This window comes from Delftia sp. UME58 (assembly GCF_014170385.1).
In the GTDB taxonomy this organism is placed as follows: Bacteria; Pseudomonadota; Gammaproteobacteria; order Burkholderiales; family Burkholderiaceae_C; genus Comamonas; species Comamonas acidovorans.
The window spans coordinates 25,923-43,911 of record NZ_LZZV01000071.1; the positions used below are offsets into that span (position 1 = coordinate 25,923).

Here is a 17,989-nt window from a genome sequence, read left to right on the forward strand (position 1 = left end):
CACACCAGCCCCACAGGATGGTGACATTGCTGTCATGCAACCGACATACGCCAATAGCTCCCCCCAAAAAAAGGCCACGGGCATTCCGTGGCCTTCGTGGAGCGGCCGAGCCGTCAGGCGGCCACGGCGCCCCTGCCGTCGTTGCCGGCCTGTCCATCCTGCATCCCCTCCGACGGGTCGTTGCGGTGCACCAGACGGTACAGCAGCGGCAGCACCAGCAAGGTCAGCAGCGTGGACGACAGGATGCCGCCGATCACCACCGTGGCCAGCGGCCGCTGCACCTCGGCGCCCGTGCCCGTGGCAATGGCCATGGGCACGAAGCCCAGGGAGGCCACCAGGGCCGTCATCAGCACGGGGCGCAGGCGGGTGAGCGCGCCCTCGGTCACGGCGTCGGGCACGCTGGCGCCCTGCTCGCGCAAGGTTCTGATCCAGGAGATCATGACCAGGCCGTTGAGCACGGCCACGCCCGACAGCGCGATGAAGCCCACCGCCGCCGAGATGGACAGCGGTATGTCGCGCAGCCACAGCGCCAGGATGCCGCCGGTGAGCGCGAACGGAATGCCCGTGAAGACCACCAGCCCGTCGCGCACATTGCCGAACATGGCGAACAGCAGCACGAAGACCATCAGCAGCGCCACGGGCACGACGATCTGCAGGCGGCGCGTGGCCGACTCCAGGTTCTCGAAGGTGCCGCCCCAGCGCGTCCAGTAGCCGGGCGGCAGCGACAGGCCTTGCAGCTTCTGCTGTGCCTCGCCCACGAAGGAGCCCATGTCGCGCCCGCGCACATTGGCGCTGACCACGATGCGGCGCTTGCCGTCTTCGCGGCTGACCTGGTTGGGGCCGGGCGCGGTCTCGAACGTGGCCACGGCCGACAGCGGCACGAAGCCGATGCGCCCGTCCGCCCCGCGCGGCAGGGCGATGGGCAGGCGGCTCAGGGCCTGCAGGTCGTTGCGCACGGCGTCCGGCAGGCGCACCTGGATGTCGAAGCGCCGGTCGCCCTGGAATACCGTGCCGGCCTCGGTGCCGCCCATGGCGGTGCTGATGGCGTCCTGCACATCGCCCATGTTCAGGCCGTAGCGCGAGGCCTTTTCGCGGTCGATCTGCACGGTGAGCATGGGCAGGCCCGTGGTCTGCTCGACCTTGACCTCGGAGGCGCCCGCAATCTGCTGCAGCATGCCGGCCACGGTCTGGGCGCTTTTCTCCAGCACGGCCATGTCGTCGCCGAAGATCTTCACGGCCACGTCGCTGCGCACGCCCGAGATCAGCTCGTTGAAGCGCAGCTGGATGGGCTGGGAGAACTCGTAGTTGTTGCCCGGGATGCGGTCCACCGACGCCTGCACGGCGGCCAGCAGCTCATCGCGCGGGCGCGCCGGGTCGGGCCACTCGCTGCGGGCTTTCAGCATGATGTAGCCGTCCGAGATGTTGGGCGGCATGGGGTCGGAGGCGATCTCGGCCGTGCCGGTGCGCGCGAACACGCGGTCGATCTCGGGGAACTCCTTCTTGAGCGCCTTCTCGATCTGCATCTGCATTTCCAGCGATTGCGTGAGGCTGGTGCCCGGGATGCGCAGCGCCTGGATGGCGAAGTCCCCTTCGTTGAGGTTGGGCGCGAACTCGCTGCCCAGGCGCGTGGCCAGCAGCAGGCTCAGGGCCACGGCCACGGCGGCGGCCGTGAGCACCACGGCGGGCGCGGCCATGACGCGCGCCAGCACGGGCGCATAGCCGCGGCGTGCCCAGCCCATGAGGCGGTTTTCCTTCTCGGCCACCTTGTCGCCCATGAACAGCGCAATCGCCGCCGGGATGAAGGTGATGGACAGCAGCATGGCGCCGGCCAGCGCGATGACCACCGTGAGCGCCATGGGATGGAACATCTTCCCCTCCACGCCCGTGAGCGCGAAGATGGGCAGGTAGACCACCATGATGATGAGCTGGCCGAACAGCAGCGGGCGGCGCGCCTCCTTGGCCGCGGCAAACACTTCATGGAAGCGTTCGCTGCGCGTCAGCGACCGTCCGCGCGCCTCCTGCGCATGCGCCAGGCGGCGCACGCAGTTCTCCACGATGACCACGGCGCCGTCGATGATGATGCCGAAGTCCAGCGCCCCCAGGCTCATGAGGTTGGCGCTGACCTTGTAGTGCACCATGCCCGTGAAGGTGAACAGCATGGACAGCGGGATGATCAGCGCCGTGATCAGCGCCGCGCGCAGGTTGCCCAGGAACAGGAAGAGGATGACCACCACCAGGGCCGCGCCCTCCACCAGGTTCTTCTTGACCGTGGCGATGGCCTTGTCCACCAGGTTGGTGCGGTCGTAGACGGTGATGGCCTTGACGCCCGGGGGCAGGCCCCGGTTGATCTCGGCCATGCGCTGGTCCACGGCGCGCGAGACGGTGCGGCTGTTCTCGCCGATCAGCATGAACACCGTGCCCAGCACCACCTCGCGGCCGTTGTCGGTGGCCGCGCCCGTGCGCAGCTCCTGCCCCAGGCCGACCTCGGCCAGGTCGCGGATGCGGATGGGCTGGCCCTGGGCCGAGCCCACGATGACCTCGCGGATGTCGGCGATGCCGCCGACCTGGCCCGGCGCGCGGATCAGGTACTGCTCGCCCTGGCGCTCGATATAGCCCGCGCCCACGTTGCTGTTGTTGCGCTGCAGGGCGGTGACGATGTCGGCCAGCGTGAAGCCGTAGGCGGCCAGCTTCTCGGGCGCGGGCGCCACCAGGTACTCCTTGGCGTAGCCGCCGATGGAGTTGATCTCGGTGACGCCGGGCACGTTGCGCAGCTGCGGCTTGATGACCCAGTCCTGGATCTCGCGCAGGTCCATGGGCGTGTAGGGCGTGCCGTCTGGCTTTTTCGCATCGTCCTCGGCCTCCACGGTCCACAGGTAGATCTCGCCCAGGCCCGTGGAGATGGGGCCCAGCGTGGGCGTGATGCCCGCAGGCAGGCTGTCGCGCGCCTGCTGTATGCGCTCGCCCACCAGCTGCCGCGCAAAGTAGATGTCCGTGCCGTCCTTGAACACCACGGTGACCTGGGACAGGCCGTAGCGCGACAGCGATCGCGTCTGCTCCAGGTGGGGCAGGCCGGCCATCACCGTCTCTATGGGATAGGTGATGCGCTGCTCGGTCTCCAGCGGCGAGTAGCCGCTGGCCTGGGTGTTGATCTGCACCTGGACATTGGTGATGTCGGGCACGGCGTCGATCGGCAGTCGCTGGTAGTTGTAGATGCCCAGGCCCGCCATGGCCAGCACGGCCAGCAGGACCAGCCAGCGCTGCTCGATGGCGAATCGGATGATGCGTTCAAACATGGAGTTCTCCGTTCATGCCCGCATCAATGGGAGTGCTCGGCCGTGGCCTTGCCCAGCTCGGCCTTGAGCATGAAGCTGCCCTCGGCCACGTAGGATTGGCCGGGCTTGAGGCCTTCGAGCACCTCGGTGGCCTTGCCGTCGCTGCGGCCCACGCGCACGGGCTGGGCGCGGAAACCGCCCTGCACGGGCACGAAGACCACGGTCTGCTGCTCCATCTTCTGCAGTGCCTGCGTGGCCACGGCCAGCGGCGCCTGCCGGGACGATGCCGTCAGCTCCACGTTCACGAACAGGCCCGGGCGCCACACGCCGTCGGGGTTGGGCAGGGTGATGCGCGCGGGGGCCGTGCGCGTGTCCTGGCCGATCAGGGCGCCCACATAGGCCACCTCGCCCGTGGCCGAGGAGTCGAAGGCCGTGGCGCGCACCGTGGCCTTCTCGCCCACGCGCACGGCGGGCAGGTCGGGCGCGGCCACGCGCATCTCGGCCCAGACGCTGCGCAGGTCGGAGATGGTGAAGACCTGGGTGGTGTCCTGCACGGCCTCGCCCACGGACAGGTGCTTTTCCACGATCACGCCGTCAAACGGTGCGCGCAGCTCGAAGCGGTTGAGCCCGCCCGCGCCGCCGGCACCGGCGCCCGTGGCGGCCAGCTTCTGCTGGGCGTTGGAGACGGCGATCTCGGCCTCGCGCAGCGCCTGGCGCGCCTGCAGGTAGTCCTGCTCGGCCGAGACCTTTTCCTCCCACAGCTGCTTTTCACGTGCGTAGGTGGTGCGGGCCAGCTCCAGGCGCTTGCTGGCGGCCAGCAGTTCGCTGCGCTGCTCGGACACGGCGGCGCTGCTGAGCACGGCCAGCAGCTGGCCCTTCTTCACGTTCTGGCCCAGGTTGGCGGGAACGCTCTCGGCAATGCCAGCCACGCGCGGCACGACGTGGGCCGTGCGGTCTTCGTTGAAGCGGATCTCGCCGGGCAGCTGCAGCACGGAGCGCACGGTGGCCGGGCCGGCCTCGGCCAGGCGCACGCCGGCCGCCTGCATGCGCTGGGCGTCCATGGCGATCAGGCCTTCGTCGTCGCCATGGCCGGCTTCTGCAGCCGGTTTGGCGGCAGGTTGGGCGGCAGGCTTGGCCTCGGCTTTTTCCGCCTTGGAGTCTTCATGGTGTTCATCGTCGGCATGGCCTTCGTCGTGCTTGTGGCCATCTCCGGCTGCAGCGCCGTGGTGCTCGCCATCGGCATGGCCTGCGGCCTCGCTGTGGCCGTGGCCATGGCTGTCGGCCTTGGCAGCGCCCGGCGTGCCGCTGCGCAGGATCAGCGTGGCGGCCAGCGCGCCCAGGGCCAGGATGACGGCAATGGCCACAAGGGTGCGGCGCGGTCCGAGGGGGGAGGAGGAGGGCTTGGTGTTCATGGTCTGGATGCAATCAGGTTGCTATCGGAATCAGAGGCCGGATTCGGTGCCCAGCAGGCGGTCGATGTCGGCGGCGGCGCGGTGGGTGGCCAGCAGCTGGTCCAGGTACTGGCTGCGCGCCTCCGACCAGGTGCGTTGCGCGTCCAGCACGTCGAGGTAGCCGAACTTGCCCAGCGCAAAGCCGCGCGAGGCCAGCTCGTAGGCCGTGCGCGCCGTGGGCAGAACCTCCTCGGCCAACTGGCGCGCCTGCTCGCGGCTGGCCTGCAGCAGCTCGCGGGCCTCGAACAGCTGGGCCTGCAGCTGCACGCGCGTGGCCAGCAACTGCTCCTCGGCCTGGTCGGCCAGGCGCAGGGCCTGCAACTGGTTGCCCCGGTTGCTGTCGAGCACGGGCAGGGGCACGGAGATGCCGACCACGAGCTGGTTGCGCCCGACCTCGGTGGCGCGCTTGACGCCCAGGCTGACCGTGGGATCGGGCAGGCGCCGCGCACGCTCCAGGTCGGCCGTGGCGCGGCTTTGCTCCAGCGCCTGGCGCGCACGCAGCACGGCGGGCGCCTGTTCGATGCGCTGCTGCAGGGCTGCCAGCTCAGGCAGCTGGGGCAGGGCGTCCACCGCGCCCTCGGCCTGGCCGAAGGGGCGCACTCGCTCGCCCCACAGCGCCTGCAGCTGGCCGCGCGCCACGCGCAGGCCCGAGCGGGCCTGGGCCTGCTCCAGGCGGGCGCCGGACTCGGCCACGCGGGCCCGGGTTTCCTCCAGCGGCGCCACCTTGCCGGCCGCCACGCGGCGGGCCGCGGCCTCGCGCGCACTGCTGGCGATCTCCAGCGTCTGCCCGGCCAGGACCACGCGCTGCTGCGCAGCCAGCACGCCGAAGAAGGCCGTGCCCACGTCGGCGCGCAGCGCAGCCTCGGCCCCTGCCAGCTCGGCCTGCGCCAGGTCGCGGCCGCGCTCGGCCACGCGCATGCGGGCCTCGCGCTTGCCGCCCACTTCCAGGGTCTGGTTCAGCTGCACGGTCAGCGTGCGGGTGCTGCGGCGCGTGTCCTCCTGCGCATAGGCCAGCTCGGGGTTGGGCCGGGCACGGCTTTGGAGCACGGCGCCATCGCTGGCCTCCAGCGCACGGCGGGCCGCACGCAGGCCGGGGTTGCCGTCCAGCGCCAGGGCCAGGGCCTGCTGCAGATCCAGCGGCGGGCCTGCCGGTGTGACCTCGGAAACAGGGGCTGCAGATGGCGCAGCCGCATCGGCAGGCTCGCCCGCCTGCACGGCGCCGCAAGCGGTCAGCACGGCCATTGCCAGCAGGGCGCGCGGCCCGGGCCAGGCGCTCCATGGTGCGTGGGAAGCCGTCCTCGACGGAAAGGACGAAGGGAAAGACATACACGGACTCCTTGCCCGCGCACAGGCCAGGCCTGACCGTTCATCAGCCGGTCAGGCCACTGCGGCGGGCGCGCACGGCCCATGGCCGCTGAGCGCGAGGGGATTTCAGGGGAATGCCGGTCCGGGGCAGGAAAAGGGCCATGCCCGGCCGGCGGCTGCAGGGGGCGTCAGCCCTGCCAGCGGGGCCGATCGGGGCGCAGCAGCACGGCCGAGGCATGCCGGCGCAGCGGCTCGGCGAATGGCATGGGGGGAGGCGCCACCGGCGCGGCCTTGGTGTAGTGGGTGGCAACGGCCACCCAGGCATGGCACATGGAGCAATCGACGCTGAGCGACGACGGCTGGCCCTGGTCAGCCTTCTGCGCCGGATGCCCCGGTTCGGCGCCTGCACCGGCATGGCGCTCGGCGCCCATGCCATGCAGGCTCACGCCGTGGACATGGTGGCCGAAGTGCCGGGTCTCATGTCCGTCGTGCCGGCACAGCGCAGCGGCCGCCATCCAGCTCCACTGGAACAGCAGCGCGATCACGAGGACGGCGAGGGCGGCGAGACGGGGCCGGGTCATGGAGGAGGGCATGGGGCAGGTGCGGGATTGTCGTACATGGCGTTTGCCCACAACCACGACTCACCCAAGCCGGCGAGTCTAGGGCCGTGCGGCGACCTGTGGCTGTCGGGCACATGACAAATTTGTCATCTTGGCAAACCTTGCCCTTCCCCGACAATGCTCGGCATGAAAGTCCTGGTCATCGAAGACGAAATCAAGCTGGCGGACTACCTCCGCAAGGGCCTGACCGAGGAGGGGTTCGTGGTCGATGTGGCGCACGACGGCATCGACGGCCTGCACCTGGCCACCGAGCTGGCCTACGACCTCATCGTGCTTGACGGCATGCTGCCCGGCATCGACGGCCTGGCCGTGCTGGCGGCGCTGCGCCAGTCCCGGCAGACGCCGGTGCTGATGCTGACGGCGCGCGGCCAGGTGGAGGATCGCGTGCGCGGCCTGCAGGGCGGCGCCGACGACTACCTGGTCAAGCCCTTTGCCTTCTCCGAACTGGTCGCGCGCATGCATGTGCTGCTGCGCCGCAGTGTCGGCACGGCGCATCCGGCGGTCGAGGCCACCATGCTGCGCATGGCCGACCTGGAGCTGGACCTGATCCGCCGACGCGCCACGCGCGCCGGCCAGCGGCTGGACCTCACGGCCAAGGAATTCAACCTGCTGAGCCTGCTGCTGCGCCGCCAGGGCGAGGTGCTGTCGCGCACCGAGCTGGCCTCCCAGGTCTGGGACATGAACTTCGACAGCGAGACCAATGTGGTCGAGGTGGCCGTGCGCCGCCTGCGCCTGAAGCTGGACCAGCCCTTCGCGCAGCCGCTGCTGCACACGGTGCGCGGCATGGGCTACGTGCTGGAGTCGCGCGCACCGTGAACGGCAAGGCCCCCGCCGACATTCCCCACCTGGGCCGGCGCCTGTCGCGCTGGCTGGCCCTGCAGACCATGCTGGGCCTGGGCCTGGTGTGCGCGGCCGTCTATGTGGTGGCCTCGATGATGCTGGAGCAGCACCAGAGCGAGACGCTGGACCTCAAGCAGCAGGCCGTGCTGCACCTGATGACGGAAAGCCGCAGCGCCCACAACGAGGCCGGGATGGCCCACATGCTGGACGACTTTCTCACGGGCCTGGACGAGATGTCTCTGCGCATCACCGACATGCAGGGCCGCGTGATCTACGAGCGCCTGCGCATTCCCAAGGCGCCGGGCCGCACGCTGCAGCGCGGCTTCGAGGTGGTGCTGTCCGACTCCGGCCAGCATGCGCGCGCCCAGCTCACTCTGGACCGTGCCGACGATGACCGGCAGCTGTCCCTGCTGGCCTGGACGCTGGCCCTGGCCGCCGTGGGCGGCGCGCTGCTGGTGTCGTTGACCGGCATCTGGCTGGTGCGACTGGGCCTGGCGCCGCTGCGCGAGCTGACCGAGCAGACGCGCCAGCTGTCGGCCCAGGACCTGCAGCGGCGGCTGGACGACAGCGGCCAGCCGCAGGAGCTGCGACCGCTGATCGCGCAATTCAACGCCTTGCTGGAACGGCTGGCCGTGGCCTACCGGCAGATGGAGGCCTTCAATGCCGACGTGGCCCATGAGCTGAACACGCCGCTGACCACCCTGATCAGCAGCTGCGAGCTGGCATTGCGCAAGCCGCGCAGCGAGGCCGAGCTGCGCGAGGTGCTGGCCTCCAACCTGGAGGACCTGCGGCGCATGGCCGGCATCGTGGCCGACATGCTGTTTCTCTCGCAGGCCGACCGGGGCCAGGGCGCGCGCCTGGCGCCTTTGGCCAGCCTGGCCGCGCTGGCCCACGAGGTCATCGACTTCCACGAGGCCGCGCTGCAGGAGGCAGACCTGCAGGTCACTGTCCAGGGCGATGCCGCTGCCGAGGTCGATGCGCGGCTGCTGCGCCGCGCGCTGTCCAACCTGCTGGGCAATGCCACGCGCTATGCGCAGCGCGGCTCCACCATCACCGTGCAGATCGGCTCGCGCCCCTGTGCCCACCATGGCGGGGCGGGCGATGTGGCCCTGGCCTTGCTCAACCAGGGACCGGCCATCGACCCCGCCCACCTGCCGCGCCTGTTCGACCGCTTCTACCGGGCCGACGCCGCGCGCAGCCAGGCCGACCGGAACCATGGCCTGGGCCTGGCCATCGTGGCCGCCATCGCGCGCATGCATGGCGGGCGCTGCTTTGCCGAGTCCGAAGGCGGCTTCACGCGCATCGGCCTGGAGCTGCCGGACAGCCCGAGCCCGCCGCGCGATTCCCCGGCCTGAACACAGGCACCGGAGCGGCGGCACAATGGCGCCCCATGACGCAAGACGCCCCCTCCTCCTACGCAACGCTGCTGGCCGAAGGCAATGCCCTGGTGGCCCAGGCGCAGCGGGCCGCCACCCAGGATTTCGCCCAGGCCCGGGCGCTGTGGCAGCAGGCCGGCAAGCAGTTCTACCTGGCCCACAAGGCCGACCCCGACCAGGCCGAGGGCGCGTTTCGCCTGGCCCAGGCCTGGATGGCCGAAGCCCATGCGCTGCAAAAGGAAGAATCGCCAGACGCCGTGGTGATGTGGCGCAACGCCGCCGCGCAATGCGAACTGGCGTTCGACCTGGAACCCGAAAACGGCCGCCTGGCCATGACGGCGGCCAGCTGCCACATGTTCGGCGGCCAGCATGACGCGGCCAAGGCCTGGCAGCAGATCGGGCAGCACCTGCTGCCGCCGGCGCCCGAAGGCGACGGCGCCTGAAGCCGGGCTACAGCGCGATCAGCTTGAACACGGCCCGCGCCGTGCACACGGCCTGGCCCGCGCTGTCCAGCACATTGCCCTCGCAGAACACGGTGCGCGCGCCTGCGCGCAGCACGCGGGCCTCGATCAGCAGGTCGGTGGTGGCCGAGGCGAGGAAATGCGTGCTCATCTCGATGGTCACCACGCCCAGCCCCAGCGGGTTGGACGAGCGCGCTGCCGCACTCAGCGTGAAGTCCAGCGCGCCCATCAGCGCGCCGCCGTGGCCATGTCCCCGGCTGTTGGCCAGGTGCGGGCGCATGGGCAGGCGCGTGCGCGCCAGACCGGGCGCCAGGCTCACGGGCTCCAGGCCGATATGGGACATGAAGGGCACGTCGATGCCGAAGTAGCCGCGCGCCAGCGCGGCGGCCTCCAGGTCCGGGGTGGTGGCGATTCCAACGGCGTTCATCCGATCTCCGCAATCGCCTGGCCTTCGGCCACCGGCTCGCCCACGGCCACGAGCATGCGGCGCACGACGCCAGCCACCTCGCTTTCCACGGGAATCTCCATCTTCATGGACTCCACGATGATGAGGGTGTCGCCCAGGGCGACGGTGCCGCCTTCGGCGGCTTCCACAGCGGCCACGAGGCCGGCGATGGGGCTTGTGATCATGTTCGGGGTGGTGGTCATGGGTAGGGCTTTCAAAGGTTGGCCAGCACGCGCTGGGCGATGCCGGTGTCGATGCGCAGGTCCAGGAAATCGGCGTGGCCCAGGATGCGTTCGATGAAGGGGATGTTGGTCTTCACGCCCTCGATGCGGGTCTGCGCCAGCGCCTGGCGCAGCCGTGCGATGGCCTGGGCGCGGTCGCTGCCATGGGCCACGAGCTTGGCGACCATGGGGTCATAAAAGGGCGTGACGCTGCAGCCCTGGGCATAGCCGGTCTCCACGCGCAGGCCTTCGCCCTGGGGCATCTCGAAGCGGTCCAGGCGCCCCGGCGAGGGCAGGAAGCGCACGGGGTCCTCGGCATAGATGCGCGCCTCGATGGCATGGCCGCTGGCCACGGGGTCGGCGGGCAGCACATCGCCCATGCGCTCGCCAGCGGCCAGGCGGATCTGGGCCTCGACGATGTCGGTGCCCGTGATCTCCTCGGTCACCGCATGCTCGACCTGCAGCCGCGTGTTCATCTCCAGGAAGACAAAGCCGTGCTGCGGCGTGTAGAGCATCTCCACGGTGCCGATCACGTCATAGCCCGTGCGCGCCAGCAGGCCGGCCAGCAGTTGCCGCATGTCGGCCAGGGCCTGCGCGGGAATGCCTGCGGGGCGGGCCTCTTCCACCACCTTCTGGTGGCGGCGCTGCACCGAGCAGTCGCGCTCGAACAGCACGCGCGCCGCGCCATGGCGGTCGGCCAGCACCTGGAACTCGATGTGGCGCGGCGCCTCGATCAGCTTTTCCAGGTACAGCTCGGCCGTGCCGAAGTACTTGGCGGCAATGCCGCTGGCCTTGGACCAGGCGGCCTCCAGCTGCGGTGCATCGTGCGCGGGCAGCATGCCGATGCCGCCGCCCCCGCCTGCGGGCTTGACCAGCACGGGAAAACCTATGCGCGCCGCCTCCGCCTGCGCCTCCTGCAGGCTGTGCAGCACGGCCGAGCTGGCCGCCTGCGGCATGCCCTGGGCAGCCATGAAGGCACGCGCCTGGGTCTTGTGGCCCAGCGTGCGTATCCAGTGCGGCGAGGGGCCGATGAAGCACAGGCCCTGGCGCTGCACGGCCTCGGCGAACTCCGCGTTCTCGGAGAGAAAGCCGTAGCCCGGGTGCACGGCATCGGCGCCGGTCTCGCGCGCCACCTGCAGCAGCCGCGCCTGGTCCAGATAGCTTTGCGCGGCGGGCGCAGGGCCGATGCACACGGCCTGGTCAGCCGCCCGGACATAGGGCAGATCGGCATCGGCTTCGGAGTACACGGCCACGGAGGCAATACCCATGCGCCGCAGCGTGCGGATCACGCGTGCGGCCACGGCGCCCCGGTTGGCCACCAGCACGCGGCGGATGGGGTGCAGGGCGCCGCTCATGATGCTTCCCCTGGTGCAGCGGCCACGGCCACCACCGCATCGACGACGACCGGCGCCTGTGCACCACGCGCCACGAGCACGGGGTTGGCATCGACCGACTGCACGCGCCCGCCCTGGGCCAGCATCCAGTCGCCCAGCCGCACCATCATGGCGGCCACGGCCTCCAGCTCCACGGCCGGCATGCCGCGCACGGCCGCAAAGGCCGGGGCGATGGCCAGGCGCGCAAGGGCATCCAGCGCCTGCCGCGCACTGAAGGGGGCCACGAGGAATTGCACGTCCCTGAGCGCCTCCACCAGCACACCGCCCTGGCCGACCATGACCACCACGCCGAATTCGGCATCCACATGGGCGCCCAGCGCCAGCTCGAAGTCGGCCTTGTGCTGGGCACCCAGCAGCAGGCCGCCATCGGCTGCGCCCAGGCGGCCCAGCGTGGCGGCGAAGTCGGCCAAAGCCGCCAGCGCCTGGCCTGCCTCGCGGATGTTGAGTCGCACCAGGCCATGCTCGGACTTGTGCGAGAGATCGGCGGACACGCCCTTGGCCACCAGGGGCAGCGGCAGGGATTGGAGGGCGGCGCGCACCTCGTCATCGTTCCTGCAGACCAGATGCCGCATCACCGGCAGGCCGGCGCGGGCCAGCTCGGACAGGCTGGAGGGCTCGTCCAGCGTGAGGGAACGGGACGCTGGCGCCGGCAGCGATGCCTCGGCAGACGGCGCCTGTGCCTGCCGGCCACCGGCCTGCTCGGCCAGCAGCGCCAGGCCGCGCATGGCGGCGCGCTCGCTCCAGAAGGTGGGCACGCCCTGGGCCTGGAAGGCCTGGGCCACCCAGTCCTGGTTGACGCTGACCGCAATCGGCACGCCGGTGTCGTGCGCAAAGCGGCTGGCCTGGCCCGCGAAATCGGCAAAGTCATAGCCTTCGCCGCCTATCGGAAAACCTACATGGACGAGGTCCGCCGCGCCGCTGCCCGACAAGGCCCGCAGCGTGTCGCCAAAGGTCTGCGGCCTGCCCAGCAGGGCCGTGGTCATGTCGATGGGATTGCGCGGCGTGACATACGGCGGCAAGGCCTGGGACAGGCCGTCCAGCGTGGCGGCATCGAACGGCTCCAGGGCCAGGCCATATTCCTCGGCCGCATCGGCCGACAGCACGCAGGTGGCGCCCGAATTGCTGATGCTGACCACGCGGCGACCGCGCGGCGCAGGCTGGGACAGGAATAGCGGCGCGTAGTCGATCAGCTCGCGGAAGTCGGCCAGGCGCGGTATGCCGTGCTGGCGCAGGAAGGCATCGGCCAGCGCGTCCTCTGCCGCCAGCGCGCCCGTGTGCGAGCTGGCCGTGGCCTGGCCTGCGCGCGTGCGGCCGGCCTTCACGGCCAGGATGGTGACGCCGCGCGCATGGGCCAGGCGCGCGGCCTCGGCCAGCCAGGCGCTTTGCCTGAGCGTCTCGATGTAGAGCACGACCAGGCGGATGCCCTCGTCCTCGACCACGGCGCGCACGGCCTCGGCCGCGCAGACATCGGCCTCGTTGCCTGTGGACAGCATGTAGCGCACGCCGATGCCCGCGCGGCGCAGGCCGCCGTAGAGAATGGCCGCGCCCGCACCGCTCTGGCTGACGATGGCCACGGGACCGTCGGCCGGCGCGTTCTCGTTGATCATGGTCGAGAAGTTGAGGATGGCGCCCGTGGCGAAGTTGGCCACGCCCTGGCAATTGGGGCCGAACAGGCGCAGCCCGCCGCCTGGCGCCCGGCGCGCCCGCGCCACCAGGTCGGCCTGCTGCCGGCGGCCCTCCTCGCCCAGCTCGGCAAAGCCGGACGAATAGATCACGGCCAGGCGCGCGCCCACGGCCACGCAGTCGTCGATGGCGGCGGCCACGTCCTCGCCGGGCAGGCTGATGACCACGGCGTCGGGCGCCTCGGGCAGCGCGCGCAGCGAGGGGTAGGCAGCCAGGCCCTGGACCTCGGCGCGCTTGGGATTGACGGGCAGGATGCGGCCCGCGAAACCGTGGCGCCGCAGGTAGTCGATGGGCCGGCCACCGGCCTTGATGGGGTTGTCGGAGGCGCCGAGGATGGCGACGGAGCGGGGGTTCAGTGCTTGCAACAGAGACATGCGTACCTCATCAATCCAAAGACAGTGCTTCGCGCTGGATCACTTGCCCCCAGTCGGCCACTTCCTTGGCGATGCGCTGGCCGAAGGGCGCGGGCGGCATCATCACGGGCTCGCCCTGGCTGCTCAGCACGGCGCGGATGCGTGCGTCCTGCAGCACGCCCCTGGAGGCCTCGTAGAGCCGGTTGACGATGGCCGGCGGCGTGCCCGCAGGCGCCAGCAGGCCGGCCCAGAAAGTGACGTCGAAATCGGCATAGCCGGCCTCGGCCATGGTGGGCACCTCGGGCAGCTGCTGCATGCGCCGGGGCGCGGTGACGGCCAGGGCCACGAGCTTGCCGCTGGCGATGTGGGGCAGCGCGCTCCAGGTGTCGAACTGCGTGTCCAGCTCGCCGCTGAGCACGGCCATCTGCGCCTGCGATGCGCTCTTGTACGGCACATGCGTGGTCTTCACGCCCGTGCGGTTGCTCCAGGCCGCATAGGCCAGGTGGGCGATGTTGCCGGGGCCGGCAGAGCCGTAGCTGAGCTTGTCGGGATGGGCCTTGGCGAAGGCGATCACGTCCTTGGCCGAGCGGATCTGGTTCTTCTGCGCCCACTCGGGGTTGACGGTGAGGATGAAGGGCGCATCCAGCACCATGGTGATGGGCGCGAAGTCCTTGGCGCGGTAGGTGATCTTCTTGTAGATCTGGGGGTTGATGGTGATGCTGCTGGAGTTGGTGACCAGCAGGGTGTAGCCGTCGGGCGCGGCGCGCGCCACCTCGCCCACGCCGATGGCGCCGTTGGCGCCGGGCTTGTTCTCCACCACCACGGGCTGGCCCAGCGACTTGCTCAGCGGCTCGGACAGCGCGCGTGCAATGGTGTCGGTGAACGAGCCTGCAGGAAAGCCGACCACGATGCGCACGGGGCGCGTGGGCCACTTGTCCTCCTGGGGGGTCTGGGCCTGGGCCGCCGTCGCGGCGCACAGGGTCAGGCACGGCGCCAGGCACAGGGCCAGGGCGGTGCGGCGCGAGGGCGCGCGCGGTTGTCTGGTTGCCATTGCTTTGTCTCCTTGGGTTTTTTATGCGTTCAGGGCCGCAGGCCGAACTGCGGCGCTCCGGCCTCGCGCAGCGGCGCGGCCAGTTCCACGAATTCGCTGAGCAGGGCGCGCGTGTCGCGCGGATCGATCACCTCGTCGATGCCGAAGGCCTCGGCCGTGCGGAAGGGCGAGGTCAGGCTGCGCACGCGCTGCTCGATCTCGGCGCGCTTTTGCACGGGGTCGTCGGCGCCTTCGATCTCGGCCTTGTAGGCCACCTCCAGCCCGCCCTCGATGGGCAGCGAGCCCCAGTTGGCCGAGGGCCAGGCATAGCGGAAGTTGAAGCGGCCCATGTGCTGGTGGCCGGCCGCCGCCACGCCGTAGGCGCGGCGGATGAGGATGCTGCACCAGGGCACGGTGGCCTGGTAGACGGCGGCCAGGGCGCGCACGCCGTAGCGCATGACACCGGCCTTCTCGGCCTCCACGCCGATCTGGAAGCCCGCGATGTCCACCAGGTTGACCACGGGCAGATGGAAGGTCTGGGCCATGTCCACGAAGCGCGTGAACTTCTCGGCCGAGGGGCCGTCCCAGCCGCCGCCGTAGAAGTACGGGTCGCTGGCCACCACGGCCACGGGCCAGCCGTCGATGCGCGCCAGCCCGGTGACGATGGCCCGGCCCCAGTGGCGGCCCGTCTCCAGGAAGGAACCCTCATCGACCAGGCATTCGACGATGGGCCGGATCTTGTAGACCTTGCGGCCATCACGCGGAATGGCCGACAGCAGCCATTCGTCGCGCCGCCGCGGATCGTCCTGCGGCGCGGTGCGTGCGGGCAGTTCGTAGACCGACGATGGCAGGTAGGACAGGAAGCGGCGCACGCGCTCGAAGGCTTCCTGCTCGGTGGCCACCTCGTCATCGACCACGCCGTTGCGCGTGTGCACCTGGCTGCCGCCCAGCTCGTTCTTGGTCACGTTCTGGCCGATGCGCGCCACCACGGGCGGGCCGGCATTGAACAGCTGGGCGGTCTCCCTGACCATCACCGAGTAATGGCTGGAGGCCACGCGCGCCGCGCCCATGCCGGCCACCGAGCCCAGGGCCAGCGAAACCACGGGCACGGTGGACAGGTTCTGCACCACCTGGCTCCAGACCTTCATGGTGGGTACGCTGGTGTAGCCCTTGGTCTCGATATTGCGCACCGAGCCGCCGCCGCCCGTGCCGTCCACCAGGCGCACCATGGGCAGGCGCAGGTCGTGCGCCATCTTCTCGGCAAAGATCAGCTTGTCGCCCACGGCGCCGTCGTTGGCACCGCCGCGCACCGTGAAATCGTCACCCACCACGACCACAGGCCGCCCGCCCACGCGTGCCCGGCCCATGATGAGGTTGGAGGGCGTGAAGTCCGTCAGCCGGCCCAGGCCGTCGTACTGGCCCGAGCCGGTGAGCGAGCCCACCTCCACGAAGGACTGCGCGTCCGTGCAGGCCGCGATGCGCTCGCGCACCGTGAGCTTGCCCGCGGCCTTGTGCCGCGCCACCTTGTCCTCTCCGCCCAGTTTGGCCGCCAGCGCGCGGCGGTATGCGATCTCGTCCACTTCGGGTTGCCAGCTCATGTCGTCGTGTCTCCTTGTGCCTGTAGAGGTGCACAAGGCGTGCCAGAACGCAGGGCGTTGAATTCAAAGGATTTTTTTCACGATCAATCCTCGCGTGTCCACATCGAGGACAGCCTCGAAGACACGGCTTGGGTGCTGTCTTCCATGGAGACACAACGGGGACAGACCCGTGGCCTGCGCGCCGCTAGAGTGCGTTCACCCCCGCCACTGCCCGCCATGCCCATGCCCAGCTCTCCCGACCACCGATTCGGCGTCCTCGTCTGGCGACGCGGTTTGCCCGAGCCCGTGGCGCGGCTGGGCCTGGCGCAGGAGCCGCTGCTGCATGCAGCCGTCACCGAGGCCCTGGCCCGCGCGCACGGCGACGGGAACAACCCCATCGGCCATGGCCAGCTGCTGCACGTGGAAACACCGGGCCCGCGCGGCACGGTGGCCCGCCATGTGGCCGTGGTGCTGGCCGATGCCGAGGGCGAGGTCGCCCTGCTGCGCCCGGCCGACGAGGCGGCGGCGCTGTTCGACATGGTGGCCAGCGTGCCCTTCGCCTTCGCCATCCTCAACATGTTCCTGACCAACCCGTACCAGGCGATCACGGTGGCCGACCATGAAGGGCTGATGCGCTACATCAGCCCCGTGCACGAGAAGTTCTTCGGCCTGGCGCCCGGCACGGCCGCAGGCCGGCGCGCCGAGGACGTGATCCCCAACTCGCGCCTGCCCCACGTGGTGCGCAGCGGCCGGGCCGAGATCGGCGACCTGCAGCAGCTGGGGCCGGGCGTGAGCCGCATCGTCAACCGCATGCCGGTCTACGAGGGCGGCGCCGTGGTGGGCGCCGTGGGCCAGGTCAGCTTCAGCGGCGTGGAGGCGCTCAACCGCATGCAGCAGCGCCTGAACCAGCTGCATGACGAGGTGCAGCACTACAAGCGCGAACTGAGCCAGCTGCGCGGCGGCACGCCCACGGCGCAGATGGTGGGCGCCAGCGCCCCCATGCAAAGGCTGGCACGCGAGATCGACGCCGTGGCGCGGCTCGATGTGCCCGTGCTCATCCTGGGCGAGAGCGGCAGCGGCAAGGAACTGGTGGCCCAGGCCCTGCATGCACGCGGGCGCGATGCCCAAGCGCCCCTGGTCAGCCTCAACCTCGCGGCCCTGCCGGCCACGCTGATCGAGTCCGAGCTGTTCGGCTACGAGGCCGGCGCCTTCACGGGCGGGCGCAGGCAGGGCCAGCCCGGCAAGCTGGAGCAGGCCGAGGGCGGCACGCTCTTCCTCGACGAAGTGGCCGACATTCCCATGGAGATCCAGGTCAAGCTGCTGCGCGTGCTGGAGGACCGCCAGGTGCAGCGCCTGGGCGCGCACAGCGGCCGGCAGGTGAACTTCCGCATCGTGGCCGCCACGCACCGCGACCTGCGCGGCCTCATCGACAGCGGCCGCTTCCGGCTGGACCTGTTCTACCGCCTCAGCGGCGTGGTGCTGCATGTGCCCGCCCTGCGCCAGCGCCTGGAGGACATCCCGGCCCTGGTGCAGCGCTTTGCCCAGTCGTTCTGCGAGCGCAACGGCATTGCGCTGCCCCGCATCGCGCCCGGTGTCATGCCCTACCTGGCCCGGCAGGCCTGGCCCGGCAATGTGCGCCAGCTGCGACAGCGCGTGGAAGAGGCCCTGGTGTTCTGCGATGGCCACCTGCTGGACGTGGACAACTTCGCGCGCCACGAGGACCCGCTGGCCGGCGCGCGGCCTTTGGCCGTTGCCGTTGCCGTTGCCGAGGCCGACATGCCCTCCACCGGCGCCGTGGCACCGCTCAAGGACCAGGAGCGCAACGCCATTCTCGATGCCATCGCACGCTGCGGCGGCAACAAGAAGCTGGCCGCGCAGGAGCTGGGCATCTCGCGCTCCTATCTGTACAAGGTGCTGGGCGCGGCATCGCCCGGCTGAGCCGGTCAGGCCCAGGGCTGGCA

At 70.6% G+C, this 17,989-nt stretch carries 14 protein-coding genes; 4 read left to right on the forward strand and 10 right to left on the reverse strand.

Going from position 1 to position 17,989, the window contains the following annotated elements:
• Positions 1-113: 113 nt before the first annotated feature.
• The 4 genes from A9976_RS18895 to A9976_RS18910 all read right to left on the reverse strand — a co-directional run bounded on the left by A9976_RS18895 (position 114) and on the right by A9976_RS18910 (position 6,621).
• On the reverse strand, positions 114-3,293 hold the full coding sequence (locus tag A9976_RS18895) for a CusA/CzcA family heavy metal efflux RND transporter (RefSeq protein ID WP_183020275.1): 3,180 nt from the start codon (positions 3,291-3,293) through the stop codon (positions 114-116).
• A 23-nt stretch (positions 3,294-3,316) separates the two neighbouring features.
• The gene (locus tag A9976_RS18900) at positions 3,317-4,684 is read right to left on the reverse strand and encodes an efflux RND transporter periplasmic adaptor subunit (protein ID WP_183020276.1); all 1,368 of its coding nucleotides are present in this window, start codon (positions 4,682-4,684) and stop codon (positions 3,317-3,319) included.
• Positions 4,685-4,714: 30 nt separating this feature from the next.
• Positions 4,715-6,049, reverse strand: coding sequence for a TolC family protein (locus tag A9976_RS18905; RefSeq protein WP_183020277.1), 1,335 nt, complete (start codon positions 6,047-6,049; stop codon positions 4,715-4,717).
• Positions 6,050-6,216: 167 nt separating this feature from the next.
• A complete protein-coding gene (locus A9976_RS18910; RefSeq protein ID WP_232245665.1) occupies positions 6,217-6,621 on the reverse strand; it encodes a hypothetical protein in 405 nt (134 codons plus the stop codon).
• 153 nt (positions 6,622-6,774) lie between these two features.
• On the opposite strand from A9976_RS18910, the gene A9976_RS18915 reads away from it, so the two are divergent.
• From A9976_RS18915 to A9976_RS18925, 3 genes are read left to right on the forward strand one after another with little or no spacing between them, the layout of a single operon-like run.
• On the forward strand, positions 6,775-7,464 hold the full coding sequence (locus tag A9976_RS18915) for a heavy metal response regulator transcription factor (protein WP_183020278.1): 690 nt from the start codon (positions 6,775-6,777) through the stop codon (positions 7,462-7,464).
• On the forward strand, positions 7,461-8,843 hold the full coding sequence (locus tag A9976_RS18920; RefSeq protein WP_183020279.1) for a heavy metal sensor histidine kinase: 1,383 nt from the start codon (positions 7,461-7,463) through the stop codon (positions 8,841-8,843). The genes A9976_RS18915 and A9976_RS18920 overlap by 4 nt, the downstream gene beginning before the upstream one ends.
• A gap of 35 nt (positions 8,844-8,878) precedes the next feature.
• Complete coding sequence (locus tag A9976_RS18925) at positions 8,879-9,307, forward strand: hypothetical protein (protein ID WP_013804407.1); 429 nt, start codon at positions 8,879-8,881, stop codon at positions 9,305-9,307.
• Between the two features lie 7 nt (positions 9,308-9,314).
• On the opposite strand, the gene A9976_RS18930 is transcribed toward A9976_RS18925, so the two are convergent.
• From A9976_RS18930 to A9976_RS18955, 6 genes are read right to left on the reverse strand one after another with little or no spacing between them, the layout of a single operon-like run.
• Positions 9,315-9,752, reverse strand: coding sequence for a PaaI family thioesterase (locus tag A9976_RS18930; RefSeq protein WP_183020280.1), 438 nt, complete (start codon positions 9,750-9,752; stop codon positions 9,315-9,317).
• Positions 9,749-9,973, reverse strand: coding sequence for an acetyl-CoA carboxylase biotin carboxyl carrier protein subunit (locus A9976_RS18935; protein WP_012203026.1), 225 nt, complete (start codon positions 9,971-9,973; stop codon positions 9,749-9,751). The genes A9976_RS18930 and A9976_RS18935 overlap by 4 nt, the downstream gene beginning before the upstream one ends.
• Positions 9,974-9,984: 11 nt before the next feature.
• On the reverse strand, positions 9,985-11,346 hold the full coding sequence (locus A9976_RS18940) for an acetyl/propionyl/methylcrotonyl-CoA carboxylase subunit alpha (protein WP_183020281.1): 1,362 nt from the start codon (positions 11,344-11,346) through the stop codon (positions 9,985-9,987).
• A complete protein-coding gene (locus A9976_RS18945) occupies positions 11,343-13,442 on the reverse strand; it encodes an acetate--CoA ligase family protein (RefSeq protein WP_183020282.1) in 2,100 nt (699 codons plus the stop codon). The genes A9976_RS18940 and A9976_RS18945 overlap by 4 nt, the downstream gene beginning before the upstream one ends.
• 10 nt (positions 13,443-13,452) lie before the next feature.
• The gene (locus A9976_RS18950; RefSeq protein ID WP_183020283.1) at positions 13,453-14,472 is read right to left on the reverse strand and encodes a tripartite tricarboxylate transporter substrate binding protein; all 1,020 of its coding nucleotides are present in this window, start codon (positions 14,470-14,472) and stop codon (positions 13,453-13,455) included.
• A gap of 29 nt (positions 14,473-14,501) precedes the next feature.
• Positions 14,502-16,049, reverse strand: coding sequence for an acyl-CoA carboxylase subunit beta (locus A9976_RS18955; protein ID WP_183020284.1), 1,548 nt, complete (start codon positions 16,047-16,049; stop codon positions 14,502-14,504).
• Positions 16,050-16,271: 222 nt separating this feature from the next.
• Between A9976_RS18955 and A9976_RS18960 the strand changes: the two genes are divergently transcribed.
• Positions 16,272-17,966 (forward strand): sigma-54-dependent Fis family transcriptional regulator, encoded by a 1,695-nt coding sequence (locus A9976_RS18960; RefSeq protein ID WP_183020285.1) that lies wholly within the window; start codon positions 16,272-16,274, stop codon positions 17,964-17,966.
• Positions 17,967-17,989 lie beyond the last annotated feature (23 nt).

Excerpts from the sequence above, each read along its gene's own strand:
- A9976_RS18895 (WP_183020275.1), bottom strand. The coding sequence starts at position 3,293 with ATGTTTGAACGCATCATCCGATTCGCCATCGAGCAGCGCTGGCTGGTC.
- A9976_RS18900 (WP_183020276.1), bottom strand. The coding sequence starts at position 4,684 with ATGAACACCAAGCCCTCCTCCTCCCCCCTCGGACCGCGCCGCACCCTT.
- A9976_RS18905 (WP_183020277.1), bottom strand. The coding sequence starts at position 6,049 with ATGTCTTTCCCTTCGTCCTTTCCGTCGAGGACGGCTTCCCACGCACCA.
- A9976_RS18910 (WP_232245665.1), bottom strand. The coding sequence starts at position 6,621 with ATGCCCTCCTCCATGACCCGGCCCCGTCTCGCCGCCCTCGCCGTCCTC.
- A9976_RS18915 (WP_183020278.1), top strand. The coding sequence starts at position 6,775 with ATGAAAGTCCTGGTCATCGAAGACGAAATCAAGCTGGCGGACTACCTC.
- A9976_RS18925 (WP_013804407.1), top strand. The coding sequence starts at position 8,879 with ATGACGCAAGACGCCCCCTCCTCCTACGCAACGCTGCTGGCCGAAGGC.
- A9976_RS18930 (WP_183020280.1), bottom strand. The coding sequence starts at position 9,752 with ATGAACGCCGTTGGAATCGCCACCACCCCGGACCTGGAGGCCGCCGCG.
- A9976_RS18935 (WP_012203026.1), bottom strand. The coding sequence starts at position 9,973 with ATGACCACCACCCCGAACATGATCACAAGCCCCATCGCCGGCCTCGTG.
- A9976_RS18940 (WP_183020281.1), bottom strand. The coding sequence starts at position 11,346 with ATGAGCGGCGCCCTGCACCCCATCCGCCGCGTGCTGGTGGCCAACCGG.
- A9976_RS18945 (WP_183020282.1), bottom strand. The coding sequence starts at position 13,442 with ATGTCTCTGTTGCAAGCACTGAACCCCCGCTCCGTCGCCATCCTCGGC.
- A9976_RS18950 (WP_183020283.1), bottom strand. The coding sequence starts at position 14,472 with ATGGCAACCAGACAACCGCGCGCGCCCTCGCGCCGCACCGCCCTGGCC.
- A9976_RS18955 (WP_183020284.1), bottom strand. The coding sequence starts at position 16,049 with ATGAGCTGGCAACCCGAAGTGGACGAGATCGCATACCGCCGCGCGCTG.
- A9976_RS18960 (WP_183020285.1), top strand. The coding sequence starts at position 16,272 with ATGCCCAGCTCTCCCGACCACCGATTCGGCGTCCTCGTCTGGCGACGC.